The organism is Mitsuaria chitosanitabida ATCC BAA-476 = NBRC 102408 (assembly GCF_001598255.1).
In the GTDB taxonomy this organism is placed as follows: Bacteria; Pseudomonadota; Gammaproteobacteria; order Burkholderiales; family Burkholderiaceae_C; genus Roseateles; species Roseateles chitosanitabidus.
The window spans coordinates 104930-130573 of sequence record NZ_BCYP01000018.1 but is presented as its reverse complement, the minus strand read 5'-3'; the positions used below and the strand labels follow the sequence as shown (position 1 = coordinate 130573).

Genomic DNA, 25644 nt, shown 5'->3' with positions numbered 1-25644 from the left:
CCATCGGGTCCCTTGCAGAAACCTGAGGGCAACGGCGTCGACAGGTTTCTGACAGCTTTGCGTCAAGTCCGCAACAGCGACCGCCGCCAACATGCCGGACATGTCGAATCCGATCCATACCCTGTCGCCAACGCCGTCGGCTTCCGGGACCCACCAGACGGCGCTCGATCCGCGTCCCGCCGTGCTGCTGCTGCACGGCCTGTGCGCCAATCCGCTGGAGATGATGCCGCTGGCGCGCTCGCTGCGCGACGCCGGCTACGTGGTCGAGGCCCCCGCCCTGGACGGCTACGGCGTGTCGGCCACCGACGGCGTGCGCCGCCCGGTGCCCCGCTTCGAGGAATGGGTCGACATGGCCGCCGCGCATTTCGACGCGCTGGCCGCCCGGCACGCCCGGGTCGCCATCGGCGGCCTGTCGATGGGCTCGGTGCTGACCCTGGCCCTGGCGCTCAAGCGCCCGGCCGCGGCGCTGATGCTGCTGTCCACCAGCCTGCACTTCGACGGCTGGAACGTCTCCCCCTGGCGCCGCCTGCTGCCGCTGGCCTATGTGCCGCCGCTGCGCCAGTGGCTGGCCTTCCGCGAGGCCCCGCCCTACGGCATCAAGAACGAGCGCCTGCGCGAGTGGGTCGCCCAGGCGATGAACTCCAGCCACGTCTCGGCCGCCGGCGCCGACCGCCTGCCGGCCGCCTCGCTGCACCAGGCCTCGCGCCTGATCCGCCACGTGCGCGCCCGCCTGCATGAGATCGACGCCCCGACCGTCGTGCTGCACGCCAGCGAGGACGACGTCAGCGGACCGCGCTCGGTACTGGAACTGCAGCGCCGCCTGGGCACCACGCCCGAAGTGCACTGGTTCCACCACAGCTATCACATGCTGACCCTGGACAACGAGCGCGGCGCCGTCACGCAGACCGCCCGCCAATTCCTGCTGCGTCAGGTTCCCGTCGCGGACCTGGCCGAGCGTCTCCAACCTTTGACCGCGACCGAGGATTTCCGCCATGAGCAACACGCTTGAACAACTGCGTCGCCTTGCCTGCCACGAGCTGGGCATGACCGATGACGCGCTGAAGAACGACGTCGCCTTCTCCGAACTGGGTCTGGACTCGCTGATGCTGGTCGACTTCATGTTCGCGGTCGAGGACCACTTCCATGTCCAGATCGACCACGACACCGCGATGAAGCAGCCGACGATCGCCGGCCTGGCCTCGATCGTGGACGGCCTGCTGGCCGAGAAGGACGGCGCGGCCAAGGCCGACACGGCCGCCGCGGCGGCCTGAGGCGGGATCGCCGATGAGCGCGGACGCCCGTTCGGAAGCGATATGGATCACCGGCATCGGCGCGTGCAGCGCGCTCGGCCCGGACGCGGATGCGCTCGCGGACGCGCTGGAGCAGGGCCGCTCCGGCATCGCGCTGCAGCCGGGCGAGCCGACGCGGGGCGTGCCGCCCTTCGCGGCCGCCGCGGTGACGCTGGCCCTGGGCCAGGAGATGCCGCCCGCGCAGCGCAACCTGCACGACCGGCACAGCCTGATGGCGCTGCATGCGGCGCGCGAGGCCTGGACCCATGCGGGCCTGCCCGACACGGCGGCGACGCCGGAGCGCGCGGCCGTGGCCTGGGGCACCGGTCTGGGCGGTTCCAACTCGCTGCAGCAGTCCTACACGGAGCACCTCGTCAAGGAGGTGCCGCGCATCCACCCGTACACGGTGGTGCGGGTGATGGCCAACTCGGCCGCGTCGCACCTGGCGATGAAGTACGGGCTCAAGGCGGCGATGCTGACGATCTCCAACGCGTGCGCCTCCTCGGCGCAGGCGATCGGCGAGGCGCTGATGCTGATGCGCCAGGGCCGCGCGGACGTGGTGCTGGTGGGCGGCTCGGAAGCGATGCTGAACCCGGGCTCGGTGGCCGCGTGGCAGTCGATGGGCGTGATGGCGGCGGCGGACGCGGACGACGCGTCGCGCAGCTGCCGGCCCTTCGACGATGCGCGCAAGGGCCTGGTGCTGGGCGAGGGCGCGGCGGCGCTGGTGCTGGAGACGGCGTCCCACGCCCGCGCACGCGGCGCCACGGCGCTTGCCGTGCTGGCCGGCTACGGACATAGCGTCGACGCGGTGCACCTGTCGCGGCCCGACGCCGACGGCCAGGAACGCGCGCTGCGCGCCGCGCTGAAGGACGCCGGGATCGAACCGGCGCAAGTGGGCTACGTGAACGCGCACGGGACGGCGACCGATGTCGGCGACACCGTGGAGTGCGAATCGCTGATGCGGGTCTTCGGCCAGCGCGGCGTGCCGGTGAGCGCGACCAAGGCGCTGCACGGTCACCTGATCGGGGCCGGTGGCGCGCTGGAACTGGTGGCCTGCGTGCAGGCGCTGCGCCGCGGCAAGCTGCCGGCGAGCGCCAACATCCGCAGCAGCGTGCTGGAGGAAGTGGCCGACGTGATCCGCGAGACCCGCGACTTCGACCGCTCGAAGGCCATCGTCAGCAACTCCTTCGCCTTCGGCGGGAGCAACGTGTCGCTGGTACTACAGGCACCTTGAGAAATCTCAAGCGCGCCACCAAACCCTTCTCGCTGGAAAAGATCACTCGTAGCTTCTAAACTACAGTGAACGGGTGATCACCGTCCAGGCCACCCGCACGTTCGAGAAGTGGCTTCGCCGTCTCAAGGACCTTGAGGCGGCGAACCGGATCAACGCGCGCATCGCGAGACTCAGCTACGGCCTCATCGGTGACGACAAGGCTGTTGGTGGCGGCGTTCGCGAGCTACGAATTCACCACGGTCCGGGGTATCGCCTCTACTACGTCAGACGTGCCGAGACATTGATCCTGCTGCTGTGCGGCGGGGACAAGTCCTCACAGGACTCGGACATACGTACCGCGATTCAACTCGCGAAAGGGGAGTTTCAAGATGGCTGAGAAGGTACGCACCTATGACCCGGCGGAGATGTTGACCTCCGACGAGTCGATCGCGATCTTCATGGCGGATGCCTTCGAAACCAATGATGCCGGCTACATCGCCTTCGCATTGGGAATGGTCGCGCGTGCCAAGGGCATGACGCAGGTTGCCGAGCAGACGGGGCTTTCCCGTGAACACCTTTACCGCTCGTTCAGCGAGAAGGGGAATCCGACGCTCCGCACGTTGCTGACGGTCCTGAATGCACTCGGCATCGAGCTCACCGCAAGACCTGCCACCGCTCACTGAGCGCCCTTCTCCCTTTTCAGCTCGAAGCGTTCCAGCAGGGTCGCCAGCTCCGCGGCGGAGCGCAGGCCCAGCTTGGTGAACGCGCGGGCGCGGTGGACCTCCACCGTGCGGATCGCGATGCCGAGCTCGTCGGCGACCTGCTTGTTGAGCTTGCCCGCCGCGACCAGCAGCGCGACCTCGCGCTCCCGGTCCGTCAGCGTCGCGAGCTTGCCCGAGGCGTCCGCATGCGCGCGCGCCTCGCGCTGCCGATGCACGTCCAGCGCCAGCGCGCGCTGCACCTTGTTCACCAATGCCTGGTCGTTGAACGGCTTCTCGACGAAATCGATCGCGCCCTTCTGCATCGCGTCCACCGCCATGGGGATGTCGCCATGGCCGGTCAGGAAGATCACCGGCATCGGGATGCCGCGCGCGATCAGCTCGTCATGCACCTGCAGGCCCGACAGCGGCTCCATCCGCACGTCCAGCACGATGCAGCCGTGCGGCTCGAACTCCTGCTCGATCGCCTGGAGCAGCGCGGGGCCGCTCGCGTGCGTCTCCACCCGCAAGCCGTGCGAGCGCATCAGGAAGGCCAGCGCGTCCAGCACCGCCGCCTCGTCGTCCACCAGATGGACCGTCGCCTGGGGGTCGCTCATCGTTCGCTCTCCTTGTTCCCGCTGAGGCGCGGCATCGGCGCCTCCGTCGTCAGCGTGGTCGACGTGGTCGTCGTCGTTGCCGGGACCTCCGGACAGGGCGTCGGCCGGGGCGCGCACAGCGGCAGCGTGAAGCTCATCCTCGCGCCGCCCAGCGCGCCGACGCCGGCTTCCATGCCGCCGTGGTGCGCCTCCACCACCGACCGGCAGATCGCCAGCCCCATCCCCATGCCTTCGGCCTTGGTCGAATAGAAGGCGGTCGTCAGCTGATCGATGCCGCGCCCCTGCAGGCCCGGGCCGTTGTCGTCGACGTCCACGCGCACGAAGCGCTCGCCCACGCGCAGCCCCGCGATCCGCAGCCGCGCGTCGGCGCGGCCATGCAGCTCGTCCAGCGCGTTGCGGATCAGGTTGATCAGCACCTGCTCGATCAGCACCGCGTCGGCCTGCACCTCGGGCAGGTCCGGCGGCATCACGACCTCCACCGGCACGCCGCGCAGATCCCGCTTGAGCAGCGCCAGCACCCGCCCCACCAGCTCCGGCACCGCGCAGCGCTCGGGCTGCGGCGCGCGCCGCGTCAGGAAGGCGCGGATGCGCTGCACGATGCGGCCCGCCTCCATCGCCTGCTCGCCCAGGCGCTTGAGCGCGCCCATCACGATCTCGTCCGCCTGCCCGCTGCGCTCCAGCGAGCGGATCGCCCCGGCGTTGTAGCCGGCGATCGCGGCCAGCGGCTGGTTGAGCTGATGCGCCAGCGCCGAGGCCACCTCGCCCAGCGTGCTCAGGCGCGCCTGATGGGCGAGCGCCTCGGTGCGGCGGCGTTCGCGCTCCTCGGCCTGCTTGCGCGCGCTGATGTCGACGATGGACCCCATCCAGCCGATCTGGTTGCCCGAGGCGTCCACCAGCGGGGACTCCAGGATCATCACGTCCAGCGTGTGCCCGTCGGCATGCATCCAGCGCGCCTCGTAGCCGTCGCGCGGCGCGCCGCCGGCCATGTTGCGGCGGTGCCGGCGCAGGCTGTCCTCCATCTCGTCGGGCAGCCAGTACGGCATCGGCGGCAGGCGACCGAGCAACTCGTCGGCGCTGTAGCCCACCAGGTCGCAGAAGGCGCGGTTCACGTGGGTGAGCCGGCCGTCCAGGTCGCGGCCGCGCAGGCCCACGGTGAGGGAGTCCTCCACCGCGCGGCGCCAGGCGGCCTCGGTGCGGGCCTCGTTCTCGGCGCGGCGCACCTCGCGCATCTGCCGGCGCAGCATGCCGCTGGCCAGCGCCGACAGCAGGATGAACACGCCCATCAGCGCCGCCGCCAGCGTGTGCCACCAGGGCGTGTGGCGGTTGCGGGTGTTGAGCTCGAGCCAGGTCTCGCGCATCGCCGGATCGACGCTGACCTTGTAGCTCTGCGTGCCGGGCAGCTGCTGCGGCTCGCCGTTCTGCGCCAGGCGCTGGCCCAGCGCGTCGACCAGGCGCACGTCGTACTTCTGCGCCAGCCACCAGGGCAAGGTCTGCCGCAGCAGCGCGCTCGGCGCGAAGCGCACCACCAGCCGGCCGCCCTGCGGCCGCGGGGCGCTCCAGTGCGCGGTGAGGCCGCCCTCGTCCAGGCTCACGCCGGTGCGTTCCCGCGGGGGCGCCGTCGTGTGCGGCGACTGCTGCGGCACATGGGCCAGCACGCGGTTGTTGGCGTCCAGCACGGTCACGCTGACCCACAGCCGGCGCAGCCCGTCGGTCACCGTCTGGTGGCGCAGCAGGGTGTTGTCGTCCACGTTGCCCGGCAGCTGCTGCGCGAGGCGGTCCACCGCCGCGTGCTCGGCGTTGAGCCAGTCGGAGATGCGCGCCTCCAGCGAGAGCGAGTCGGCGATCAGCGTCAGCCGCTCCTCCTCCATGTCGGCCTGGTCGGTCAGGCGCAGCCACACCCCCACCGACGCGGCGAAGGCCAGCGCCAGCACCAGGGGCAGGGCCCAGCTGGCGCGCTTGAGCAGGTGGAGAAATCGGTGGAGCACCGGACGGGGAACGGCCATGGCCGGCAGTCTAGGCGCTGCGCCCCTCGCACGCCTGTGCGCGGGCGCGGGCGTTTCGCTTTTCCCCAATGTGGAAGTCCACAACTGGCCGCGCCAGGGGCCGATTTCCACAATCCGTCCCCATCCAGGATGCCCCGAATCCCGGCGCATCCAAGAACACCAGGAGACCTCCATGTCCGTCCGCTTCCCCCGCCGCCTGCTGCTGTCCGCCGCGCTGGCCGTTGCCGGCCTGACCGCCGCCGGCGCGTCGTTCGCCCAGGCGCCGATCGTGATCAAGCTGAGCCACGTCGTCGCCCCCGACACCCCCAAGGGCAAGGGCGCGCAGCGCTTCAAGGAGCTGGCGGAAGAGCGCAGCAAGGGCCGCCTGAAGGTCGAGGTCTACCCCAACAGCCAGCTCTACAAGGACAAGGAAGAGCTGGAGGCCCTGCAACTGGGCTCGGTGCAGATGCTGGCCCCGTCGCTGGCCAAGTTCGGCCCGCTGGGCGTGAAGGAGTTCGAGGTCTTCGACCTGCCCTTCCTGTTCAAGGACGACGCGTCCTTCCGCAACACGACCAACACCCTGGGCATGGAGCTGTTCAAGAAGCTCGAGCCCAAGGGCATCAAGGGCCTGGCCTTCTGGGACAACGGCTTCCACATCATGAGCGCCAACAAGCCGCTGCACCACGTGGCGGACTTCAAGGGCCTGAAGATGCGCATCCAGTCCTCCAAGGTGCTGGACGCGCAGATGCGCGCGCTGGGCGCGATCCCGCAGGTGATGGCCTTCTCCGAGCTGTACCAGGCCCTGCAGTCGGGCGTGGTGGACGGGACCGAGGGCGTGCCCTCCAACTTCTACACCCAGAAGACCTACGAGGTGCAGAAGCACACCACCATCAGCAACCACGGCCACCTGGCCTACACGCTGATCATCAACAAGAAGTTCTATGACGGCCTGCCCGCCGACCTGAAGGCCGTGGTGGACAGCAGCGTCAAGGACGCCACCACCTACGCCAACGCGATCGCGCAGACCGAGAACCAGCAGGCGCTGGAGAAGATCAAGGCCAGCGGCAAGACCACCATCTACACGCTGACCCCGGCGGAAGTGAACGAGTGGAAGCTGGCGCTGATGCCGGTCCACAAGGAGATGGAAGGCCGTGTCGGCAAGGGCACCGTCGAGGCCGCCTACAAGGCCGCCGGCTTCGTCCCGCCGACCAAGTAAGCCCCGCGCTGTTTTCCTGAGCCGTCGCCAGTCCTCCCGGCGACCTTCCATGCCGCGCTGTCCTCCGGCGGCGCGGCATTTCTTTCGTCCGGCCGCTGGGCCGGACTCTTCCCCGAGGAGATCGCCATGTCCCTGAGATGGCTCGATCGATTGGAGGAAAGCCTGATCGCTTTCCTCATGGGCGCCGCGACGCTGGTGATCGCGATGGCCGTCCTGCACCGCTTCCTGGCGGGCGTGCCGCATCTGCAGGACCTGATCATCCGCATCGACGTGAGCTGGGCGCAGGAGCTGTGCATCTACATGTTCGTGTGGATGGCCAAGTTCGGCGCCGCCTACGGCGTGCGGGCCGGCACCCACGTGGGCGTGGACGTGCTGGTGCGCAAGCTCAAGCCCGAGCATGCCAAGTACCTGGTGATCTTCAGCCTGCTCGCGGGCGCGCTGTTCACCGCCACCATCGGCACGCTGGGCGCCACCTTCGTCTGGGAGAACGGCGCCCACTACGCCTTCACGCATGCCTTCGGCATCGACAACCCCGACCTCTTCGAGGGCCCGACCTCGCCGGACCTGGAGATCCCGACCTGGATCGCCTACTCCTGCGTGCCGCTGGGTTCCTACCTGATGTGCTTCCGCTTCCTGCAGGTGTGCTGGCACTTCATCCGCACCGGTGAGGCGCCGCACGCCGACCACGGCCACGTCGAGGGCATCGAGGACGACGCCGCGGCGATCGGCTCGGCCAAGACGGCCGAGGAAGCCGCGAAGACGTCGAAGGGAGATCGCGCATGAACACCCTGATCATCTTCTCTCTGCTGGTGGTGCTGATGCTCACCGGCATGCCGATCTCGATCTCGCTGGGCCTGACGGTCCTGACCTACCTCTTCACGATGACGAACGTGCCGATCGAATCGGTCGCGCTCAAGCTGTTCACCGGCATCGAGAAGTTCGAGATCATGGCCGTCCCGTTCTTCATCCTGGCGGGCAACTTCCTCACCCACGGGGGGGTGGCCAGACGGATCATCCACTTCGCCACGACCATGATCGGCCACTGGTACGGCGGCCTGGGCCTGGCCGGCGTGCTGGCCTGCGCGATGTTCGCGGCGATCTCGGGCTCGTCGGTGGCCACGGTGGTGGCGGTCGGCTCGATCATCCTGCCGGCCATGACCAAGCAGGGCTATCCGAAGCAGTTCGGGGCCGGCGTGATCACGACCTCGGGCGCGCTGGGCATCCTGTTCCCGCCGTCGATCAACCTGGTGATGTTCTCGATCGCGACAGCCGGCATGTCCGCCACCGGACCGAACGGCGAAGTCGTGGGCACGGCCTCGGTCGGCCAGCTGTTCATGGCCGGCGTGGTGCCGGGCGTGTGCCTGTCGCTGCTGCTGGGTCTCACGACCTGGTACCGCGCCAAGAAGTACGACTACCCGCGCATGGTCAAGGCCACCTGGGGCGAGCGCTTCAAGGCCTTCCGCGACAGCTTCTGGGGCCTGATGCTGATCGTCGTCGTCATCGGCGGCATCTACAGCGGCAAGTTCACGCCGACGGAAGCGGCCGCCGTGGCCGCGGTCTACGCCTTCATCATCTCGGTGTTCGTCTACAAGGACATGAGCCTGAAGGACGTGCCCAAAGTGCTGCTGAAGGCGGCGGCGATGAGCTCGATGCTGCTGTACATCATCACGAACGCGGTGCTGTTCAGCTTCCTGATGGCCTCGGAGCAGATCCCGCAGACGATGGCGGCGTGGATGTCGGCGCAGGGCTTCGGCCTGATCGTCTTCCTGCTGCTGGTCAACCTGATCCTGCTGGGCGCGGGCAACTTCATGGACCCGGCCGCGATCGTGCTGATCATGGCGCCCATCCTGTTCCCGGTCGCCGCCAAGCTGGGCGTGGACCCGGTGCACCTGGGCATCCTGATGGCCGTGAACATGGAAGTGGGCCTGTGCCATCCGCCGGTGGGCTTGAACCTGTACGTGGCCTCCGGGATCACGAAGATGGGGATCACCGAGCTCACGGTCGCCGTGTGGCCCTGGCTGCTGACGATGCTGGGCTTCCTGCTGGTCGTCACCTACTGGCCGGCGCTGTCGCTGGCGCTGCCGAGGCTGCTGGGACTGGTGGCCTGACCCGGCCCCGCCCTGCCCTCGCGATCCGCGTCCGCGCGGATCGCCCATGAGGCCCCGAAGGCCCCGCGCGCTCACCCGCCGGGGCCTTCGTGCTTCCGGCTTGACGCTTCCCGCCCAGGCCTCGCGCGTCGATCCGGCCCCAGGGCAATAATCGCCGGCATCCCCCTTGCCGGAGATCGCGTCGATGCCGAGGATCCCGTCGCTCCCGCCCATCCGGCCGCAGGCTGGGTCCCCACGTCGCTCACCACTCTCACCGAGTCCGTCGTGCCCGACACGCGGGCCGATGCCGCGAGCGCCGCGGCGCATGCCCCTCGCGCTGATCCTGCCCGCGCTCCTGCTCGCCGCCTGCGGCGACAAGCCGCCGGACGCCTGGTCCGGCTATGCGGAGGGCGATCCGGTCTACGTCGCGTCGCCGGTCGCGGGCCAGCTGATGGCGCTGGAGGTCCAGCGCGGCGACACGGTCCAGGCCGGCGCGGCGCTGTTCAGCGTCGACGTCGTCCCCACCCGCGCGGCCCGGGCGCAGGCCGAGGCGCAGCTCGCCGCCGCCAGCGCCTCGCAGGCCGACGCCAGCAAGGGCCGCCGCCCCGACGAGATCGCCGTGAGCCGCGCCCAACTGGGCCAGGCCCGCGCGCAATCGGCGCTTGCCGACGCGGACCTGATCCGGCAGCAGAAGCTGATCGATCAGGGCTTCATCTCCCCCGCCCAGCTGGACGACGCCCGCAGCGCGGCGGCGCAGGCCCGGCAGCGGGTGCATGAGCTCGAATCGGCGCTGCGCGTCGCCGAGCTCCCGGCCCGCAGCGACGCGCAGGCCGCGGCGCGCGCGACCACCGAGGCGGCCTCCGCCGCGCTCGACCAGCAGCGTTGGCGCGAGTCGCAGACGCGCCAGAACGCACCCGCCGCCGGCCTGGTCAACGACACCTTCTATCGCGTCGGCGAGTACGTGAACGCCGGCCAGCCGGTGGTCTCGCTGCTGCCGCCCTCGCAGCGCAAGGCGCGCTTCTACGTGCCGGAAGCGGAGCTGGCCTCGCTGCGCCAGGGCCAGGCCGTCCAGCTGCGCTGCGACGGCTGCGGCGCGCCGATCGCGGCGACGGTGAGCTACATCTCGCCGCAGCCGGAGTACACGCCCCCGGTCATCTACTCCAACAGCCAGCGCAGCCGGCTGGTCTTCCTGGTCGAGGCAAGACCCGACCCCGCGCAGGCGACGCGCCTGCATCCCGGGCAGCCGCTGGAGGTGCGGCGGGCGGAAGCGGTGTCCGGCTCATGAGCGACGACGGCGAGCTCGCCATCGACGTGCGCGGCCTGACCAAGCGCTACGGTCCGCGGACCGTCGTCGACCACGTCGACCTGCGGCTGGGACGCGGCCGCATCTGCGGCTTCCTCGGCCCCAACGGCAGCGGCAAGACGACGACCATCCGCATGCTCTGCGGCCTGCTCACGCCCGACGAGGGCGAAGGCACCTGCCTGGGCCTCGACATGCGCAAGCGGGCCGGCGAGATCAAGCGGCAGGTCGGCTACATGACGCAGCGTTTCGGGCTTTACGAGGACCTGTCGATCCGTCAGAACCTGGACTTCGTCGCGCGGCTGTTCGAGCTCGACGAGCGGCCCCGACGCGTGGACGAGGCGCTGGACCGGCTCGGGCTCAAGACACGCAAGGATCAGTTGGCGGGCTCGCTCTCGGGCGGCTGGAAGCAGCGTCTGGCGCTGGCCGCGTGCCTGCTGCACGAGCCCCGCCTGCTGCTGCTCGACGAGCCCACCGCCGGCGTCGATCCCAAGGCGCGGCGCGACTTCTGGGACGAGATCCATCGCCTGGCCGCGGACGGCATCACGGTGCTGGTCTCCACGCATTACATGGACGAGGCGGAGCGCTGCCACGAGCTCGCCTACATCGCCTACGGCAAGCTGCTGGCGCGCGGCACGCAGCGCGAGATCATCGACCAGGCGGGGCTCGCGGTGCGGGCGCTGCATGCGGACGATCCGCAGCGGCTGACCGAGCTGTCGATCGCGCTCAACGGCCGGCCCGGCGTGCTCAGCGTCGCGGCCTTCGGCAACAGCCTGCATGTGGCCGGGCAGGACGACGCCGCGCTGGAACGCGCCATCGCCGAGTTCCAGTCCCGGCCCGGCCTGCGCTGGGAGCGCACCGAGGCCAACCTCGAGGACGTCTTCATCAGCCTGATCAGCCGCAGCCCCGACAACTTCGAGGACGCGCCGGCCACCACCGGGGCCGCGCCGAGCGGTGACTCTTCGCGCGCCGGTGCTGCCGAGACCGGGACCGCGGACGAGACGTCGACATCGAGTGCGCGTGCGAGTGCGCGTGCGAGTGCGAGTGCGAGTGCGAGTGCGAGTGCGAGTGCGAGTTCGAGTTCGAGTTCGAGTTCGAGTGCGAGTTCGAGTTCGAGTTCGACGGGGCGAGCGAGCCAGGGGGATCGGCGATGAGCGCCGCCTCCCGCTTCAGCCTGGCGCGTGTGCTGGCGATCTTCATCAAGGAGGTGCAGCAGATGCTGCGCGACCGGCCGACCTTCGCGATGGCGGTGGGTGTACCCATCCTGCAGCTGATGCTGTTCGGTTACGCGATCAACACCGACCCCAAGGGCCTGCCGACGGCGGTGGTCACGCAAGACACCGGCGCGATGGCGCGCAGCCTGGTCGCCGCCCTGGAACAGAGCGGCTACTTCAAGATCGTCGCGCGGCCCGCCTCGGAGCGCGACGGCGACGCGCTGGTGGAGGACGGCGAGGTGCAGTTCCTGCTGGTGATCCCGCCGGACTTCACGCGCCGCGTGGTGCGCGGCGAGCAGCCGCCGGTGCTGGTGAGCGTCGACGCGACCGATCCCTCGGCATCGAGCAACGCCTTGGCGGCGCTGGCGCAGCTGGGCGCGCAGGCGCTGCGGCGGGACCTGGTCGGACCGCTGGCGCCGTCGGCGGCGCTGGCGGGCGCGGCGGCCGCGCAGGCCGACGCGAGCGGCGCGCCCGTCGCGGCCAACGCCGGCTCGTCCGCCGCGCCCTTCGAATGGCGCATCCATCGGCGCTACAACCCGGAGGGCCTGTCCCGCTACAACATCGTCCCGGGCCTGATCGGCACGATCCTGACGATGACCATGGTGATGCTCACCGGCCTGGCGATGACCCGCGAGCGGGAGCGCGGCACGATGGAGAACCTGCTGGCGACGCCGGTGCGGCCCCTGGAGGTGATGATCGGAAAGATCCTCCCGTACATCGTGCTGGGCTACGTGCAGCTGGGTGTGATCCTGGTCGCGGCGGCGCTGCTGTTCCAGATCCCGATGGCGGGGAGCTTCCTGCTGCTGCTGGCGATGATCGGCGTGTTCATGCTCGCCAACCTGGCGGTGGGGTTCACCTTCTCGACGCTGGCGAAGAACCAGCTGCAGGCGCTGCAGATGACCTTCTTCTTTTTCCTGCCGTCGATGCTGCTCTCGGGCTTCATGTTCCCGTTCCGCGGGATGCCCGGCTGGGCGCAGACGATCGGGGAGGCGCTGCCGCTGACGCACTTCCTGCGCATCGTGCGGGGGATCATGCTCAAGGGGAATGCGATGTCCCAGCTCCTGCCGGAGCTGTGGCCCATGCTGGCCTTCCTGCTGGTCGCGGGTACCGTCGCGCTCATGAGGTATCGGCAGACGCTGGATTGAAACGGGCGAGGGAACGCCGCGCCTGCCGCGAGCACACCTGAGCGCTGCCGGCCCCCTCTCCCGCTGCGCGGGAGAGAGCTGGGGTGAGGGCCGTGCCACACCAGAGCCTCCCCCGCCGCCTCGGTTCCCCCATGACCACGGGGGAAAGCCCTGACCCTGCCTTCAGCCGCGCTTCAGCCCTGGCGCGCATCTTGACTGCCGGTCCGCAAGAGGTTGGAGGCCACGATGGAACACCCGGCACAGCCAGGCGTCGCGCAAGAGCGATCGCCTTCGCGAGCGTGGCTGTCGGTGTGGGCCCGCGCGGCCGCCCTCGCCGCCGCGATGCCCTGCGCCTTCGCTCAACCCGGCCCCGACGTCGCCCAGGCCGTGACCGCCCAGGTCGCCGCGCTCAGCGTGCAGCCGGCGCGGCAGACGGCGGCACTGTCCGCCTCGTCGCCACTCCCCTCGGCATCCCCTGCCCCTGCGGTCGCCGATGCGAATCCCGCCGGCGACACCCTCGGCCTCGACGGTCGCCCCGCGACGCCTCCCCCGGCTCGCGCCACGCCGCTCTCGCTCAAGGCCTCGGTCGCCGCCCTCCGCGCCCGGATGCAGCCCTGGCGCTCCAGCTCGAGCGACAACGCCCCCGACGCCCTCGCCCTGCGGACCGGCCCCAACATCCAGGTCATCGAACTCCCGCGCGAGGGGGCCCAGATCGGCCCGCCGCCCAAGCGCGCGCATCACGCGCTGAGCATCGGGATGGAAGGACCCAAGCAGATGCTCCGCGGCCTCGGTCTCGACGCCACGGAATGCGCGGGACGCTTCCGGATGCCGTCCAAGCTCAATCGCAAGGGCGATGGGTCGACGTCGGTCGACATCTCGGCCCAGCTCGGGATGGCCTGCAAGTTCTGAACGCTCGTCACGGCGCGGGACCGAGCACGACAGGCATGGCCTGCGCCGGCGCCCCGGAACCCGCGAGGTGCCGCCAACTCGCACCGCTCACCTTCGGCTCGCTCTGCTCAAACAGACGGCGGCAAGTCAGTCATGGATGCACGCTCCGCGTGCCCTCGCGAATTCCGGGGCGCCGGCGCAGGCCACGCCTGTCCGATACGCCGTCCATTCGCGGCGTCAGGCGTAGAGGGTCGCTCGGCCTTCTCGGACGAAGCCGGCCAGACGCAGTCCGCAGGACTGCGCCGTGCGGATCGCCAGGTGGGTCGGCGCGGAAACCGCCGCGAGCATCGGCATGCCCGCGATCGCGGCCTTCTGCACCATCTCGAAGCTGGCGCGGCTGGTGACGGCGGCGAAGCCCGCCGACGCATCGATGCCGGCACGCGCCATGGCGCCGATCAGCTTGTCCAGGGCGTTGTGGCGCCCCACGTCCTCGCGCACCAGGGTGACGCCGCCATCCGGCCCGCACCAGGCGGCGGCGTGAATGCCGCCGGTGCGCTGCTGCAGCGGCTGCGCCTCGGCCAGCTCGCGCATGGCGCGCGACAGCGCCGGCACGAGCACCTCGTCCGAGGTCAGGCCCGCCGGCAGCGGCGGAACCGGCCGATCAGGGACGCGGAAAACCTGGTCCAGGTTGTCCGTGCCGCAGAGGCCGCACCCGGTGCGGCCGGCCATGCTGCGGCGGCGCTCCTTCAGCAAGGCCTCGCAGCGCGCGGTGACGGTCAGCTGCAGCGAAATGCCGTTGGGCCGCGTGCGCAGTTCCACGTCGAGCAGATCGGCCGGCGTGGCCAGCAGGCCCTCGGTGAGCGAGAAGCCCAGCGCGAAGTCCTCCAGGTCCAGCGGCGTCGCCAGCATCACCGCGTGCGACAGGCCGTTGTACTCGAGCGCGATCGGCACTTCCTCGGCGACGAACTCCTCGTCCGTCGCGCGCGCGGCGCCGAGCCGCCGCGGCCGCACCGCGGTGAGCGCCGCTGGCAGGGGCGCGTCGCCCTCGTCGGGACGCAGGTCCTCGGGACCGGGCAGCGGGCAGCTCGTCATGGGGCGGGTCCTTCATCGCCGCGGCCGGCCGGCGTGATGTGCGCGATCCAGCGGCCGTCCTCGTCGACGTGCAGCCGGACCCAGCCGGGGCCCTGCTCCGCGCCGACTCGCGCGTCGCTCATCAGCGTGTAGAGCCGCAGCAGCACGCTCACCCGCATGCCGGTCCGCTTGGCCAGTCGCGGCAGCGAGACGCCGTTGCCGGCGTCCAGCTCCGCCAGGGTCTCCAGCGCGATCCGCGCCTGCGCCGCCACGTCGCCGTCGTCCATCGGGACGTCGTCGTCGAGGCCCGCGTCGGTCGCGACGACATGCGCCGCGACGCCCTCGCGCTCAGGCGCCGGATCCTGGACGTCGTCGCGGCTCATGCGGTCGACCTCGGTCCAGGCCTCAGGCGTTCGCGCCCGCGATGGAGCGCGCCTGGTCCTGCGGCAGCGGCGCGTCCTGCGGACGCAGGGTCAGCACCACCGGGATGGACTTGGACGTCGGCGTGCCCGCGCCGATGGACACGCTGCTCAGCGGCACCAGCGAATTCGTCTCCGGGAAGTAGCTGGCCAGGCAGCCGCGCGGGATGTCGTACTCGATCAGCACGAACTGCTCCGCGCGACGCGTGTCGCCGTCCGGATAGACGCTGGTGATGTCCACCCACTGGCCGGCCTTCATGCCGATCTGCTTGAGGTCGTCCTTGTGGATGAAGACCACGCGGCGATGGCCCCAGACACCGCGGTAGCGGTCGTCCATGCCGTAGATCGTGGTGTTGTACTGGTCGTGCGACCGCACCGTCGCCAGGTTGAACACCACCGTCTTGTGCTCCTGCGCGCGCGCCTGCGCCAGGTGGAAGGGGGTGTCGGTGGGCAGCGCGTGGGTGATGAAGTTGGCCTTGCCGGTGGGCGTGTTCCAGACCCGCTCCGACGCCGTGTTGCGCAGGCGGAAGCCGCCCGGCTGCTTGATCTTCTCGTTGAAGCCCTTGAAGTCGTCGAAGACCTCTTCGATCTTGTCGCGGATGCGCGCGTAGTCCTCGACCAGCCACAGCCACGGCGTCTTGGAGCGGCCCTTGAGCGTCGCCGCGGCCAGGCGCGCCACGATCATTGGCTCGGACAGCAGGTGCTCCGAGGCCGGCGCGTTCATGCCGCTGGAGATGTGCACCATGCTCATCGAGTCCTCCACCGTCACGCCCTGCGGACCGGTGGCCTGCATGTCGATCTCGGTGCGACCCAGGCAGGGCAGCACCAGCGCTTCCTTCCCATGGATGGTGTGGCTGCGGTTGAACTTGGTGGTCACGTGGACCGTCAGGTCGGTCGAGCGCAGCGCCTTCCAGGTCGCCACCGTGTCGGGCGTCGCCGCGGCGAAGTTGCCGCCCAGCGCGAAGAAGACCTTGCCCTTCCCATCCAGCATCGCCTGGATGGACTCGACCGTGCCGTAGCCGTTCTCGCGCGGCGGCTCGAAGCCGAAGACCTGGCCCAGACGGTCCAGCAAGGCCTTGGGCGGCTTCTCGTAGATGCCCATCGTGCGGTCGCCCTGCACGTTGGAGTGGCCGCGCACCGGGCAGGCGCCGGCGCCTTCGCGGCCCAGGTTGCCGCGCAGCATCAGCAGCGCCGCGATGTGCTGGATGGTCGCCACCGAATGCTGATGCTGGGTGATGCCCATGCCCCAGCAGATGATCACGCGCTTGGCCTGCGCGTACAGGTCGCCGGCCGCGTTGAGCTGCTCGCGCGACAGACCGGACTCGGCTTGCAGCGCGTCCCAGGACTCGGCACGGATGCTGGCCTCGAAGTCCTCGAAGCCGCTCGTGTGCTCGGCGATGAAGCCCAGGTCCAGCACGCGCTCGCCGCCCGCGGCGACGGCCGCGTCGTCCAGCTCGAAGACGCGCTTGCACAGCGCCTTCATGACGGCCATGTCGCCGCCGATGCGCAGCTGGAAGTAGTTGGTCGAGATCGGCGTGCTGCCCAGCGTCGCCATCTCCAGCTTGTCCTGCGGATCGGCGAAGCGCTCCAGGCCGCGCTCGCGCAGCGGGTTGAAGCTGACGATCTTGCAGCCGCGCTTGGAGGCCTCGCGCAGCTCGCCCAGCATGCGCGGGTGGTTCGTGCCGGGGTTCTGGCCGAAGATGAAGATCGCGTCCGCCTGCTCGAAGTCGTGCAGCGTCACCGTGCCCTTGCCGATGCCGATGGTCGGCTTCAGGCCCTGGCCGGACGGCTCGTGGCACATGTTCGAGCAGTCGGGGAAGTTGTTGGTGCCGAACTCGCGCACGAACAGCTGGTAGAGGAAGGCGGCCTCGTTGCTCGCGCGGCCCGAGGTGTAGAACATCGCCTCGTTGGGATCCTTCAGCGCGTTCAGGCGCGCGGCGATCAGCTCGAAGGCGTCGTCCCAGGCGATGGGCACGTAGCGGTCGCTGGCGGGTTCATAGACCAGCGGCTCGGTGATGCGGCCCAGGTTCTCGAGGTCGAAATCGGACCAGCCGGCCAGCTCGGTCACGGTGTGGCCGCCCAGCACGTCGGCGGTGGCGCGGTGCGAGGTGGCTTCCGCGGCGATGGCCTTGGCGCCGTTCTCGCAGAACTCGAAGGTCGAGCGGTGATCCCGGTCCGGCCAGGCGCAGCCGGGGCAGTCGAAGCCGTCCGGCTGGTTCGCCGACAGCAGCGTCTTGGCGCCCTTCACCGCGATGCCCTGCTGCTGCAGATGCTTCGCGACGCTCTTCAGCGCGCCCCAACCGCCCGCCGGGCCCTTGTAGAAATGGATCTTCTGCTCGCTCATGGTTTACCCCCGGATTCAACGGGCATGGCCCGTTGAATCCCCCCCCCGTGGGGGTGGCGGGCCGGCTTGGGGCGGCCCGGCGCTCGGCCCGCCCCTCGCTTAGAAGAAGGAATGGCAGACCGAGGCCTGCCATCGAAGGTCACAGTATCGGCGCTGACTGGCAACGCCGTACCGCGAAGGTCTTCATCAGTTGAAGAACTTGGCCACGCTCAGCAGCGTCTTGTAGATGCCCCAGGCCAGCGGCAGGCCCACGGCCAGCCAGGCCAGGACGACCAGCGCCACCGGGGTCGCCTTGCCGGCGCCCGGACCGCTGCCCACCTCGGAGGCCGCGGCCTTCTCGTGGGCCAGCTTCTTCTCGACGGCCAGTTCGGCGTCGGTCATGAAGTGCTTGTCGGCCACCGGACGCACCAGCAGGTTGGCGATGAAGCCGATCGCCAGGATGCCCACCAGGATGTACATGGTCTGGTTGTAGACCTGGTCGCGCGGGATGCCCTGGCTCAGCTGGTAGTCGCGCATGTAGTTCACGACGACCGGGCCCAGGATGCCGGCGGTGGCCCAGGCGGTCAGCAGGCGGCCGTGGATCGCGCCCACGAACTGCGTGCCGAAGAGGTCACCCAGATAGGCCGGCACGGTGGCGAAGCCGCCGCCGTACATCGACAGGATCAGGCACACCGCACCGACGAAAGCCAGCTTGTGGCCCGCGGCCGCGCTGCTCGGCAGGCTGGCGTACAGCAGGCCGCCCAGCACGAAGAACACGGTGTAGGTGAGCTTGCGACCCAGCTTGTCCGACAGCGAGGCCCACACGAAGCGGCCACCGATGTTGAACAGGCTCAGCAGGGCGGTGAAGCCGCCGGCGATCGCGGCGATCGCGGCCAGCTGCGTCTTGTCCAGCTCGGCGTACTTGGCCTGCACGCCGATCAGCGCGCCGCCGAAGATCTCCTGCAGCATCGGGCTGGCCATGCCGATCACGCCGATGCCGGCGGTCACGTTCATGCACAGGACGACCCACACCAGCCAGAACTGGGGGATGCCCCAGATCTTCTTCACGTGCACGTGGCGCTGCGTGATCATGGCGTTGTTGGCCTGGGCGGCCGGCGGGGTCCAGCCCTCGGGCTTCCAGCCGGTCGGGGGCACGCGGTAGCCCAGCGCGCCGGCGACCATGAACACGAAGTAGATCAGCGCCATCACGACGAAGGTCTGCATCACGCCCGGGTCGGTCGGGGTGGCGAAGCGCTTCATCAGTTCCACCGCCAGCGGGGAGCCGATCATCGCGCCGCCACCGAAGCCCATGATGGCCATGCCCGTCGCCATGCCGCGACGGTCCGGGAACCACTTGATCAGCGTGGAGACGGGCGAGATGTAGCCCAGCCCCAGGCCGATGCCACCGATCACGCCCGAGCCCAGGATCATCATCCAGAACTGGTGGGTGTGGATGCCGAACGCGGAGATCAGCATGCCGCCGCACCAGCACAGCGCCGACACCAGGCCCGCCTTGCGAGGACCGGCGCGTTCCAGCCAGCCGCCCCAGATCGCGGCGGCGCAGCCCAGGAACACGAAGAACAGCGTGTACATCCAGCCCAGCGTGGCGACGCTCCAGTCGCAGCTGGTGGTGGTCAGCTGCTCGAGGAAGCCCACGTCCTTGGCGCACGCGGCGCCGGCGCCCGCGGTCTGCAGCATCTTGGACAGCGGCAGCCAGAACACCGAGAAGCCGTAGGCCATGCCGATGCACAGGTGGATGGCGAGCGCGCTCGGCGGCACCAGCCAGCGGTTGAAGCCGGGAGCGGCGATGGTGCGCTCCTTGTCCAGCCAGCTCGAGCCGGCGGATCCGACGCTGGGGTCGGTCAGCACAGTAGACATTCAGTCCTCCAGAAGAATTTGAACGGGCCGCCCGCAGGCGGCCCGGTGTCCTTCGATCGCGGGACGGAACCCTCCTCCCGTCTCGCGATCGGCCGACGTCCCCCTGTCATGTCCCTCTGGTAGCGCAACCGTGAACAAGCCGTTAGGGCTCGCTTACGCGTGACGCTTTGCAATAGATGGTTCAGGAGGCTGTCAGCGGGCGCGATATTGACGCAAATCAAAGACGTTTCCTGACAAACCCGTTGGGAAAGCGGACGTCATTCGCACGAAACCGACAGCCGGTCGTCATGGCAAGCCGGGCGGCAGGCGACCCAACACCGAGGGTTTTGTGCGATTGACGGATCTCGACCCCTTGCGCGCGGGGGCCTGGGGCGAGGGTCGGAGATTGTTGCGAGGCCCACAACGATGCGTTGCCCGGACCGCCATTTATGCGATTCGGGTCAATGCCTATTGTTCAGCCATCGGCAAACGAAGCCGCTGAACGAAACCCCCGGACACCCCCGAACACCGAGCCGAACGCTCGACACCGCTGAAAGGAAACGCCATGAACACCGCCAAGACCCTGATCGCCACCGCCCTGGTTGCCCTGACCGCCGTCGCCGCCCCGGCCTTCGCCCAGAGCTACAGCCACCTGGACCCGATCACGGCCAGCCAGAAGACCCGAGCCGAAGTGCTGGCCGATCTGGAGATCTACCGTGAGTCCGGCCTGGCCGCGGTGGACCGCACCGAGGACTTCTCGCTGAACGCCGCCCAGCGCGCCAAGGCCGAGAGCCGCTACGCCGAGCTGAAGGCCTCGCCGAAGTACGCCGCCCTGATCCAGCGCTTCGCCGCGCAGGAAGCCGCCAAGACCGCCAAGGCCACGTCCGCCGGCGAGGGCGACGCGGCCGCCGTCTCGGCCCGCTGAGCACAGGCGCCCCGCGGGGCGCCAATCTCTCCGATCTCTCCTGTCTCCTGAAGTCTCCGAAGGCGTCCATCAGCGCCTTCGTTTCGCCGGACCACCCGCCAGGGTCGTCCGGCTTTTTGTTGCCCGCGGGATCGCCGTTTGCCCCGATGAACACGGCGTTTCCGGGCGTTTTATCGGCAACGGGAAGCGGTTTTGTATCGAGCTGCAAGCTGCCGGTTGTCCTACAAACGCATGCGACCTCAACCCACGGATGGGGTCCCGACTAGCGTCCACAGTAGGTCCTAACCGATCTCCACCGATCGGCCCTTCAAGCCCTAAGGAGAGACACATGAATGCGACCAAATCCCTCGTGACCGGTGCCGTTGCCCTGACCGCCTTCGCCAGCGTGCTGGGCCTGGCCTATGCGCAGGTCGAGAACACCGATCCCAACGCGCAGACCCAGCAGCAGCAATATCCGTCGACGCAGACGGACCCGACGCAGCAGGCCGTGCCGGCCGAGCAGAGCATGACCCCGGCCGACCAGCCGGCCAGCGGCGCGGAGCAATCCCAGTCGCAGCAGATGCAGACCGAATCGCAGTCGCAGCAGACTCAGCCGCAGTCCTCGGACCAGTGGCAGAACCAGCAGCAGCCCGCCACGCAGGACCCGCTGCCCAGCGAGCCGACCGCCGCCGGCACGCCGGCTCCCCGCGCTGACCGCAACTGATCGCGGTCCGACGTTCAAGGGCCCCCGCCAGATCCGATGACCGAGGCCCAGGCCTCGCGTCCGACGATCCTGTCCTGACCACCTGAAAGCCCATCATGCTGAGAGCCTCCAGCGGGTACTACTTCGGCGATCCGCCGCCGCCCTCCCCGGCGCCGCATCGGATCCCCGAGCACCTGAAAGAGCGCTTCGGCTGGGCCGCACAGGGGTTGGCGCTGGGCCTGGCCGCCGCGCTGCTCGCGTGGCCGGCGGCCACCTATCTCATGAAGCAGATGCGACCGGCGCACGCGCCGATGGCATCGGGTCATCTCTCGCCGCAACCGGTCCGGCAGGTGGCGCAAGCCGCGCCTGCGGTCCGGCAGAGCGGCACCCCCGACTTCGGCAAGGTGAAGGCCTCCAAGCAGGCGCACCTGCTGGCGCAATGGGTGATGGCGGGCTGGGACCACAACGGTCGCCCCTTCGCCATCCTCGACAAGCGCCAGGCGCAGGTCCTGGTGTTCCGTCCCGACGGCAAGCTGATCGCGTCGACGCCGGTGCTGCTGGGCTACGCCGCCGGCGACGACAGCGTCGCGGGCATCGGTCTGCGGCCCATCGCGCAGGTCCGGCCGTCCGAGCGCACCACGCCGGCCGGCCGCTTCGTCGCGCAGCCGGGCCGCAACGCGCTGCACGAGGACGTGCTCTGGGTCGACTACGACGCCGCCGTCTCCATGCACCGCGTGCGTCCGACCAACCCCGCGGAACGCCGCCTCGAGCGCCTGGCCACGCCGACGCCCAAGGACAACCGGATCAGCTACGGCTGCATCAACATGCCCGTGAAATTCTTCGAGCAGACCCTGTGGCCGACCTTCGGCAAGCAAGGCGGCATCGTCTACGTGCTGCCCGAGAAGAAGACGCTGGATCAGGTCTTCAATGAACAGATGAAGCGCGCCAAGGCGGGACTGCCGACATGACGGCGCCCGCACCCAGGACGCCCCGCCCTCGACTTCCCCTCACCGCTGTCGCCGCCGCGCTGGTCCTCGCGTTGACCGCGGGCGGCGCGCACGCGCAGGTCAGCCGCGCGACCGTGCGCGGACTGGTCTCGGTCGCGCCGGGCGCGGCCAACGGCGGGCTCGCCATCACCGCAGTCAACGCGGCCAACGGCACGAGCTATCGCACCTCGACGCGCGCCGACGGCCGCTACGCGCTGGTCGGCCTGGCGCCCGGGACCTATGTCGTGCGCGTGCTCGACGCCTCGGGCACGCCGCTCAAGACCGAGCAGATCACCCTGTCCGTCGGCGAGAGCGCCGCGCTGGACCTGCGGGCCGCCGCGCCGGCGACCACCGTCGAGGGCAAGGCCGAGCCCGTGCAGCTCGGCAAGGTCACGGTCGAGGGCAACGCGATCCGGCAGGGCGTGAAGGACTCGCAGGTCGGCACGACGGTCTCCCAGAAGATGATCGAGGCGCTGCCGCAGAACACCCGCAACTTCCTCAGCGCGGCGGACCTCGCGCCCGGGGTGGCCTTCTCCAGCGACGCCTCGGGGCTGAGCAAGCTGCAATCCGGCGCGCAGGACTACGACCATCTGAACGTCTTCATCGACGGCGTTGGCCAGAAGAACAACATCCTGCGCGGCGGGCTGAGCGGCCAGGACAACTCGCGCGGCAATCCCTTCCCGCAGTCGGCGATCGCCGAGTACAAGGTGCTGACGCAGAACTACAAGGCCGAGTTCGACCAGGTCAGCAGCGCCGCGATCACGGCGGTGACCAAGTCCGGCACCAACGAACTGCACGGCGAGCTCTACGCCGATCGCACCGGCACCAACTGGCGCTCGCTCAACGCGCTCGAGAAGGAGCGCGAGGCGCAAGGCGTGAAGCGGCCGTCCTCCGAGAAGTACGAGTACGGCGGCAGCATCGGCGGCCCGATCGTGAAGGACAAGCTGCACTACTTCGTCGCCTACGACGGCAAGCGCATCGAGGACTCGCGGCAGATCATCGGCCAGAACTTCGAGAAGCTGCCCGACGCCGGCATCGTGCCGGGCCTGCGGGCGCGGCAAGGCAACCAGGTCGATCCCTTCCATGAGGACCTGCTCTTCGGCAAGCTCGACGCGCAGCTCAACGAGGAGCACCGCCTCACCCTGAGCGCGCGGCTGCGGCGCGAGACCGACCGCATCGCCGAGGACCGCAACCTCTCGCTGCCCGGCAACGACAAGGCACGGCGCAACGACGAGACCCGCGTCGACCTCAAGCACGAATGGGCGCGCGACGACTGGCTCAGCGAGGCGCGCATCGGCTACGAGGACTACGTGTGGAATCCGCAGTCCTCGTCGGACACGCCGATGGTGCGCTACAAGGTGTCGACCTCGACGCCGCAGGCGCTGACGACCTCGCAGGACGTGATCATCGACGGCGGATCGCCGGATGCGCAGCGGCGCCAGCAGCGCGGGACGTTCGTCTCGGAGGAGCTGACCTACACCGGCCTCGACGGCCACGTGATCAAGGGTGGGCTCAAGTTCAAGGACATGCGCTACGACCTGAGCGGCACGGCCAACGCGGTGGACTCGGTCGACGTGCTCATCGACAACGTGACCGGTCAGCCCTATTGGGACGGCGCGAACTGCCTGGGGACGAATGTCTCCAACAACGGCCGCACCAGCGACCAGTGCAACATCCGGCGCGCCACCGATCCGACGGCGGTGTCCTTCAAGAACCGGCAATGGGGCCTCTACCTCCAGGACGACTGGAGCCTCACGCGCCAGCTGGAGCTCAACCTCGGCCTGCGCTGGGACTACGAGGACAACATGCTCAACAACGGCTATGCGACGCCGGCCGACCGCATCGCCGCGCTGTTGGCGCCTGACGTGACGCGCTTCGGCATCGTGCCGGGGACGGGCCAGACCTATGCGCAGTCCCTGGCCAAGGGCGGCATCGACATCGGGCAGTACGTCAGCACCGGCAGCTCGCGCAAGGCCTTCAAGAGTGCCTTCGCGCCGCGGGTGGGCTTCTCCTACGACGTGTTTGGCGATCGGGCGACGGTGGTCTACGGCGGCTACGGCCGCAGCTACGACCGCACGATGGCCAATCACGCGCTGGACGAGCTGCAGAAGAACCAGTCGCCGGGCGGCGAGATCTGGCTGATCCGCAACGACTTGAAGATGCCCTATGCGGACCAGGTCAGCATCGGCCTGCGACAGGCGCTGACGCCGACCTGGAACGGCGAGATCGCCCTCAGCCGCGTCGAGGCCAGGAACCAGTTCGTCTGGTTCAGCGGCAACCGCGATCCCGACGGCGGTTTCGCCAGACAGGCGAGCATCGACCCGCTGTGGGGCGGCCCCAACGGGTTCGGTCAGCTGGTGCTGGGAGACACGATCGGGCGGACGCGGACGGATTCGCTCTTCCTGAAGGCGGAGAAGCCGTACACCGAGACCTCGGGCTGGACGGCGACGCTGGCCTACACCTACAGCGACGCGAGGACGACCAACCTCCAGTGGAGCAACGACCTCTTCGACTGGACCTACGGTCGGCCGGGACGCGGCTGGAACCCGAGCACGCTGGTGGACAAGCACCGCCTGGTCGGTGCCTTCATGACGGACAAGTTGCTGCCCTGGGGCCTGACCTTCGCCGCCAAGGCTACCTACGCGAGCGGCTTCCCGCGGCGCCTGACGGACTGCACCGCGGGCGCCGACCAATGCGTGCTGGTCGAGGGCCAGTCCTCGAGCTACCGCCAGGTGGACGTGAGCGTGGGCAAGGAGTTCCGCTACGGCATCCACCGCTTCGCGCTGCGGCTGGACGTGCTGAACCTCTTCGGCGCGGACAACTACGGCGGCTACGACGACTGGATCGGCAACGCGCCGGCGCCCGGCGCGGCGGCGAACCGCCTGGGCGGCGACAACCTCAACCTCGACAAGCCCAACGGCATGCGCGGCGACAACCGCGCGCTGAGGGTGGTGATGAACTACAAGTTCTGATCACGCGGGCTGGCGGCCGGTGAAGCGAGGACCGAGGCCTTCGCGGCGAAGGACACTGCCCGGATCGCGCGTCGTCCCCACTTTCCGCGATCGATGACGAACGGCCCGGTCACGCGTGGGTCGTATGCTGGCGCGCTCCGATTCACCACCCACGACCGCCATGACGACTGCCCTGCTCATCATCGATCTGCAACGCGTGCTGTGCACCGGCGAGTACGCGTGCCATGAGGCCGAAGCGGTGATCGGCCGCGTCAACGGCCTGATCGCGCAGGCGCGCGAGACCGGGACGCCGGTGATCTTCGTGCAGCACGAGGAGGACGGCTGGGAGTCGATGCGCCGTGGCGGCGAGGGCTGGCAGCTCGACGACCGCCTCGCGGCGCTGCCGGAGGACCGGCGCATCTTCAAGACCTCGCCGGATGCCTTCCACAAGACCGACCTGGACGCGGCGCTCCGGGACCTGGGCATCGGGCACCTCGTCATCTGCGGCGCGCAGAGCGACTTCTGCGTCGACACCTCGACGCGGCGCGCGCTCTCGTCGGGCTACGACGTGACGCTGGTCGAGGACGGCCATACGACGCTGGCCAATGGCGCGCTGAGCGCGCCGCAGATCATCGACCACCACACGCTGATCCTGCGCAACCTCACCAGCTTCGGTCCCGCCATGTCGGCGAAGAAGGCCGCGGAGATCCGCCTGTCCGCGAGCTGATCGACGCACGACAGCCGCCGCGGGGCGATCACACGGATCGAACCGCGCGACCGCGACGCCACGCGTGACTGGCGT

General features: G+C 69.6%; 22 protein-coding genes and 1 pseudogene. 17 read left to right on the top strand and 6 right to left on the bottom strand.

Annotated elements, in window-relative coordinates; translation table 11 throughout:
* Window positions 1-100 precede the first annotated feature (100 nt).
* The 5 genes from MCHT01_RS11470 to MCHT01_RS11450 all read left to right on the top strand — a co-directional run bounded on the left by MCHT01_RS11470 (window position 101) and on the right by MCHT01_RS11450 (window position 3185).
* Window positions 101-1009, top strand: coding sequence for an alpha/beta hydrolase (locus tag MCHT01_RS11470; RefSeq protein WP_169806126.1), 909 nt, complete (start codon window positions 101-103; stop codon window positions 1007-1009).
* On the top strand, window positions 993-1271 hold the full coding sequence (locus MCHT01_RS11465) for an acyl carrier protein (RefSeq protein WP_067065470.1): 279 nt from the start codon (window positions 993-995) through the stop codon (window positions 1269-1271). The genes MCHT01_RS11470 and MCHT01_RS11465 overlap by 17 nt, the downstream gene beginning before the upstream one ends.
* Before the next feature lie 13 nt (window positions 1272-1284).
* Window positions 1285-2523, top strand: a complete 1239-nt coding sequence (locus tag MCHT01_RS11460) for a beta-ketoacyl-[acyl-carrier-protein] synthase family protein (RefSeq protein ID WP_067065469.1) — start codon at window positions 1285-1287, stop codon at window positions 2521-2523.
* Window positions 2524-2596: 73 nt separating this feature from the next.
* Window positions 2597-2899 (top strand): type II toxin-antitoxin system RelE/ParE family toxin, encoded by a 303-nt coding sequence (locus MCHT01_RS11455; RefSeq protein ID WP_067065468.1) that lies wholly within the window; start codon window positions 2597-2599, stop codon window positions 2897-2899.
* On the top strand, window positions 2892-3185 hold the full coding sequence (locus MCHT01_RS11450) for an addiction module antidote protein (RefSeq protein WP_067065467.1): 294 nt from the start codon (window positions 2892-2894) through the stop codon (window positions 3183-3185). The genes MCHT01_RS11455 and MCHT01_RS11450 overlap by 8 nt, the downstream gene beginning before the upstream one ends.
* On the opposite strand, the gene MCHT01_RS11445 is transcribed toward MCHT01_RS11450, so the two are convergent.
* Both MCHT01_RS11445 and MCHT01_RS11440 read right to left on the bottom strand, forming a co-directional pair.
* Window positions 3179-3817, bottom strand: a complete 639-nt coding sequence (locus MCHT01_RS11445) for a response regulator transcription factor (RefSeq protein WP_067065466.1) — start codon at window positions 3815-3817, stop codon at window positions 3179-3181. The genes MCHT01_RS11450 and MCHT01_RS11445 overlap by 7 nt on opposite strands.
* Window positions 3814-5820 (bottom strand): PAS domain S-box protein, encoded by a 2007-nt coding sequence (locus tag MCHT01_RS11440; RefSeq protein WP_067065465.1) that lies wholly within the window; start codon window positions 5818-5820, stop codon window positions 3814-3816. The genes MCHT01_RS11445 and MCHT01_RS11440 overlap by 4 nt, the downstream gene beginning before the upstream one ends.
* 172 nt (window positions 5821-5992) lie before the next feature.
* On the opposite strand from MCHT01_RS11440, the gene MCHT01_RS11435 reads away from it, so the two are divergent.
* The 7 genes and pseudogenes from MCHT01_RS11435 (at window position 5993) to MCHT01_RS11405 (ending at window position 13649) form a co-directional block, all read left to right on the top strand.
* Window positions 5993-7015 (top strand): TRAP transporter substrate-binding protein, encoded by a 1023-nt coding sequence (locus MCHT01_RS11435; protein WP_067065464.1) that lies wholly within the window; start codon window positions 5993-5995, stop codon window positions 7013-7015.
* A gap of 132 nt (window positions 7016-7147) precedes the next feature.
* On the top strand, window positions 7148-7798 hold the full coding sequence (locus MCHT01_RS11430) for a TRAP transporter small permease (protein WP_084452543.1): 651 nt from the start codon (window positions 7148-7150) through the stop codon (window positions 7796-7798).
* Window positions 7795-9123 (top strand): TRAP transporter large permease, encoded by a 1329-nt coding sequence (locus MCHT01_RS11425; protein ID WP_067065462.1) that lies wholly within the window; start codon window positions 7795-7797, stop codon window positions 9121-9123. Before MCHT01_RS11430 ends, MCHT01_RS11425 begins: the two co-directional genes overlap by 4 nt.
* 304 nt (window positions 9124-9427) lie before the next feature.
* On the top strand, window positions 9428-10387 hold the full coding sequence (locus tag MCHT01_RS11420) for an HlyD family secretion protein (RefSeq protein ID WP_245643232.1): 960 nt from the start codon (window positions 9428-9430) through the stop codon (window positions 10385-10387).
* Window positions 10384-11322, top strand: a pseudogene (locus MCHT01_RS11415) (ABC transporter ATP-binding protein); the annotation flags it as partial. The gene MCHT01_RS11420 and the pseudogene MCHT01_RS11415, both read left to right, overlap by 4 nt.
* Before the next feature lie 230 nt (window positions 11323-11552).
* On the top strand, window positions 11553-12761 hold the full coding sequence (locus MCHT01_RS11410; RefSeq protein WP_067065460.1) for an ABC transporter permease: 1209 nt from the start codon (window positions 11553-11555) through the stop codon (window positions 12759-12761).
* A 321-nt stretch (window positions 12762-13082) separates the two neighbouring features.
* Window positions 13083-13649, top strand: coding sequence for a hypothetical protein (locus MCHT01_RS11405; protein ID WP_218017892.1), 567 nt, complete (start codon window positions 13083-13085; stop codon window positions 13647-13649).
* A 216-nt stretch (window positions 13650-13865) separates the two neighbouring features.
* Here the strand turns inward: MCHT01_RS11405 and fdhD are convergent, their stop codons facing one another.
* The 4 genes from fdhD to MCHT01_RS11385 form a co-directional block, all read right to left on the bottom strand.
* Window positions 13866-14720, bottom strand: coding sequence for a formate dehydrogenase accessory sulfurtransferase FdhD (gene fdhD, locus MCHT01_RS25645; protein WP_148661498.1), 855 nt, complete (start codon window positions 14718-14720; stop codon window positions 13866-13868).
* Complete coding sequence (locus MCHT01_RS27385) at window positions 14717-15082, bottom strand: hypothetical protein (RefSeq protein WP_245643230.1); 366 nt, start codon at window positions 15080-15082, stop codon at window positions 14717-14719. The genes fdhD and MCHT01_RS27385 overlap by 4 nt, the downstream gene beginning before the upstream one ends.
* 22 nt (window positions 15083-15104) lie before the next feature.
* Window positions 15105-17462 (bottom strand): FdhF/YdeP family oxidoreductase, encoded by a 2358-nt coding sequence (locus MCHT01_RS11390; RefSeq protein ID WP_067065458.1) that lies wholly within the window; start codon window positions 17460-17462, stop codon window positions 15105-15107.
* A gap of 186 nt (window positions 17463-17648) precedes the next feature.
* Window positions 17649-19319 carry an OFA family MFS transporter gene (locus tag MCHT01_RS11385; RefSeq protein WP_067065457.1) on the bottom strand — a complete coding sequence of 557 codons (1671 nt, stop codon included), beginning with the start codon at window positions 19317-19319 and terminating at the stop codon, window positions 17649-17651.
* A gap of 544 nt (window positions 19320-19863) precedes the next feature.
* On the opposite strand from MCHT01_RS11385, the gene MCHT01_RS11380 reads away from it, so the two are divergent.
* The 5 genes from MCHT01_RS11380 (at window position 19864) to MCHT01_RS11360 (ending at window position 25569) form a co-directional block, all read left to right on the top strand.
* Window positions 19864-20223: a DUF4148 domain-containing protein gene (locus tag MCHT01_RS11380; protein WP_067065456.1), complete on the top strand. Its 360-nt coding sequence runs from the start codon at window positions 19864-19866 to the stop codon at window positions 20221-20223.
* A gap of 328 nt (window positions 20224-20551) precedes the next feature.
* Entirely contained in the window at window positions 20552-20926 is a 375-nt protein-coding gene (locus MCHT01_RS11375) for a hypothetical protein (protein WP_067065455.1), read from the top strand.
* A gap of 95 nt (window positions 20927-21021) precedes the next feature.
* Window positions 21022-21873 carry a hypothetical protein gene (locus tag MCHT01_RS27035; RefSeq protein WP_067065454.1) on the top strand — a complete coding sequence of 284 codons (852 nt, stop codon included), beginning with the start codon at window positions 21022-21024 and terminating at the stop codon, window positions 21871-21873.
* On the top strand, window positions 21870-24863 hold the full coding sequence (locus MCHT01_RS11365; RefSeq protein WP_084452414.1) for a TonB-dependent receptor: 2994 nt from the start codon (window positions 21870-21872) through the stop codon (window positions 24861-24863). The genes MCHT01_RS27035 and MCHT01_RS11365 overlap by 4 nt, the downstream gene beginning before the upstream one ends.
* A gap of 160 nt (window positions 24864-25023) precedes the next feature.
* On the top strand, window positions 25024-25569 hold the full coding sequence (locus tag MCHT01_RS11360; protein WP_067065789.1) for a cysteine hydrolase family protein: 546 nt from the start codon (window positions 25024-25026) through the stop codon (window positions 25567-25569).
* The last annotated feature ends 75 nt before the right edge of the window (window positions 25570-25644 follow it).

What these genes read in the sequence shown, in the direction of transcription:
- MCHT01_RS11470 (WP_169806126.1), top strand. Translation starts at nt 101, where the DNA reads ATGTCGAATCCGATCCATACCCTGTCGCCAACGCCGTCGGCTTCCGGG.
- MCHT01_RS11465 (WP_067065470.1), top strand. Translation starts at nt 993, where the DNA reads ATGAGCAACACGCTTGAACAACTGCGTCGCCTTGCCTGCCACGAGCTG.
- MCHT01_RS11460 (WP_067065469.1), top strand. Translation starts at nt 1,285, where the DNA reads ATGAGCGCGGACGCCCGTTCGGAAGCGATATGGATCACCGGCATCGGC.
- MCHT01_RS11450 (WP_067065467.1), top strand. Translation starts at nt 2,892, where the DNA reads ATGGCTGAGAAGGTACGCACCTATGACCCGGCGGAGATGTTGACCTCC.
- MCHT01_RS11445 (WP_067065466.1), bottom strand. Translation starts at nt 3,817, where the DNA reads ATGAGCGACCCCCAGGCGACGGTCCATCTGGTGGACGACGAGGCGGCG.
- MCHT01_RS11440 (WP_067065465.1), bottom strand. Translation starts at nt 5,820, where the DNA reads ATGGCCGTTCCCCGTCCGGTGCTCCACCGATTTCTCCACCTGCTCAAG.
- MCHT01_RS11435 (WP_067065464.1), top strand. Translation starts at nt 5,993, where the DNA reads ATGTCCGTCCGCTTCCCCCGCCGCCTGCTGCTGTCCGCCGCGCTGGCC.
- MCHT01_RS11425 (WP_067065462.1), top strand. Translation starts at nt 7,795, where the DNA reads ATGAACACCCTGATCATCTTCTCTCTGCTGGTGGTGCTGATGCTCACC.
- MCHT01_RS11420 (WP_245643232.1), top strand. Translation starts at nt 9,428, where the DNA reads ATGCCCCTCGCGCTGATCCTGCCCGCGCTCCTGCTCGCCGCCTGCGGC.
- MCHT01_RS11410 (WP_067065460.1), top strand. Translation starts at nt 11,553, where the DNA reads ATGAGCGCCGCCTCCCGCTTCAGCCTGGCGCGTGTGCTGGCGATCTTC.
- MCHT01_RS11405 (WP_218017892.1), top strand. Translation starts at nt 13,083, where the DNA reads ATGCCCTGCGCCTTCGCTCAACCCGGCCCCGACGTCGCCCAGGCCGTG.
- fdhD (WP_148661498.1), bottom strand. Translation starts at nt 14,720, where the DNA reads ATGACGAGCTGCCCGCTGCCCGGTCCCGAGGACCTGCGTCCCGACGAG.
- MCHT01_RS27385 (WP_245643230.1), bottom strand. Translation starts at nt 15,082, where the DNA reads ATGAGCCGCGACGACGTCCAGGATCCGGCGCCTGAGCGCGAGGGCGTC.
- MCHT01_RS11390 (WP_067065458.1), bottom strand. Translation starts at nt 17,462, where the DNA reads ATGAGCGAGCAGAAGATCCATTTCTACAAGGGCCCGGCGGGCGGTTGG.
- MCHT01_RS11385 (WP_067065457.1), bottom strand. Translation starts at nt 19,319, where the DNA reads ATGTCTACTGTGCTGACCGACCCCAGCGTCGGATCCGCCGGCTCGAGC.
- MCHT01_RS11380 (WP_067065456.1), top strand. Translation starts at nt 19,864, where the DNA reads ATGAACACCGCCAAGACCCTGATCGCCACCGCCCTGGTTGCCCTGACC.
- MCHT01_RS11375 (WP_067065455.1), top strand. Translation starts at nt 20,552, where the DNA reads ATGAATGCGACCAAATCCCTCGTGACCGGTGCCGTTGCCCTGACCGCC.
- MCHT01_RS27035 (WP_067065454.1), top strand. Translation starts at nt 21,022, where the DNA reads ATGCTGAGAGCCTCCAGCGGGTACTACTTCGGCGATCCGCCGCCGCCC.
- MCHT01_RS11365 (WP_084452414.1), top strand. Translation starts at nt 21,870, where the DNA reads ATGACGGCGCCCGCACCCAGGACGCCCCGCCCTCGACTTCCCCTCACC.
- MCHT01_RS11360 (WP_067065789.1), top strand. Translation starts at nt 25,024, where the DNA reads ATGACGACTGCCCTGCTCATCATCGATCTGCAACGCGTGCTGTGCACC.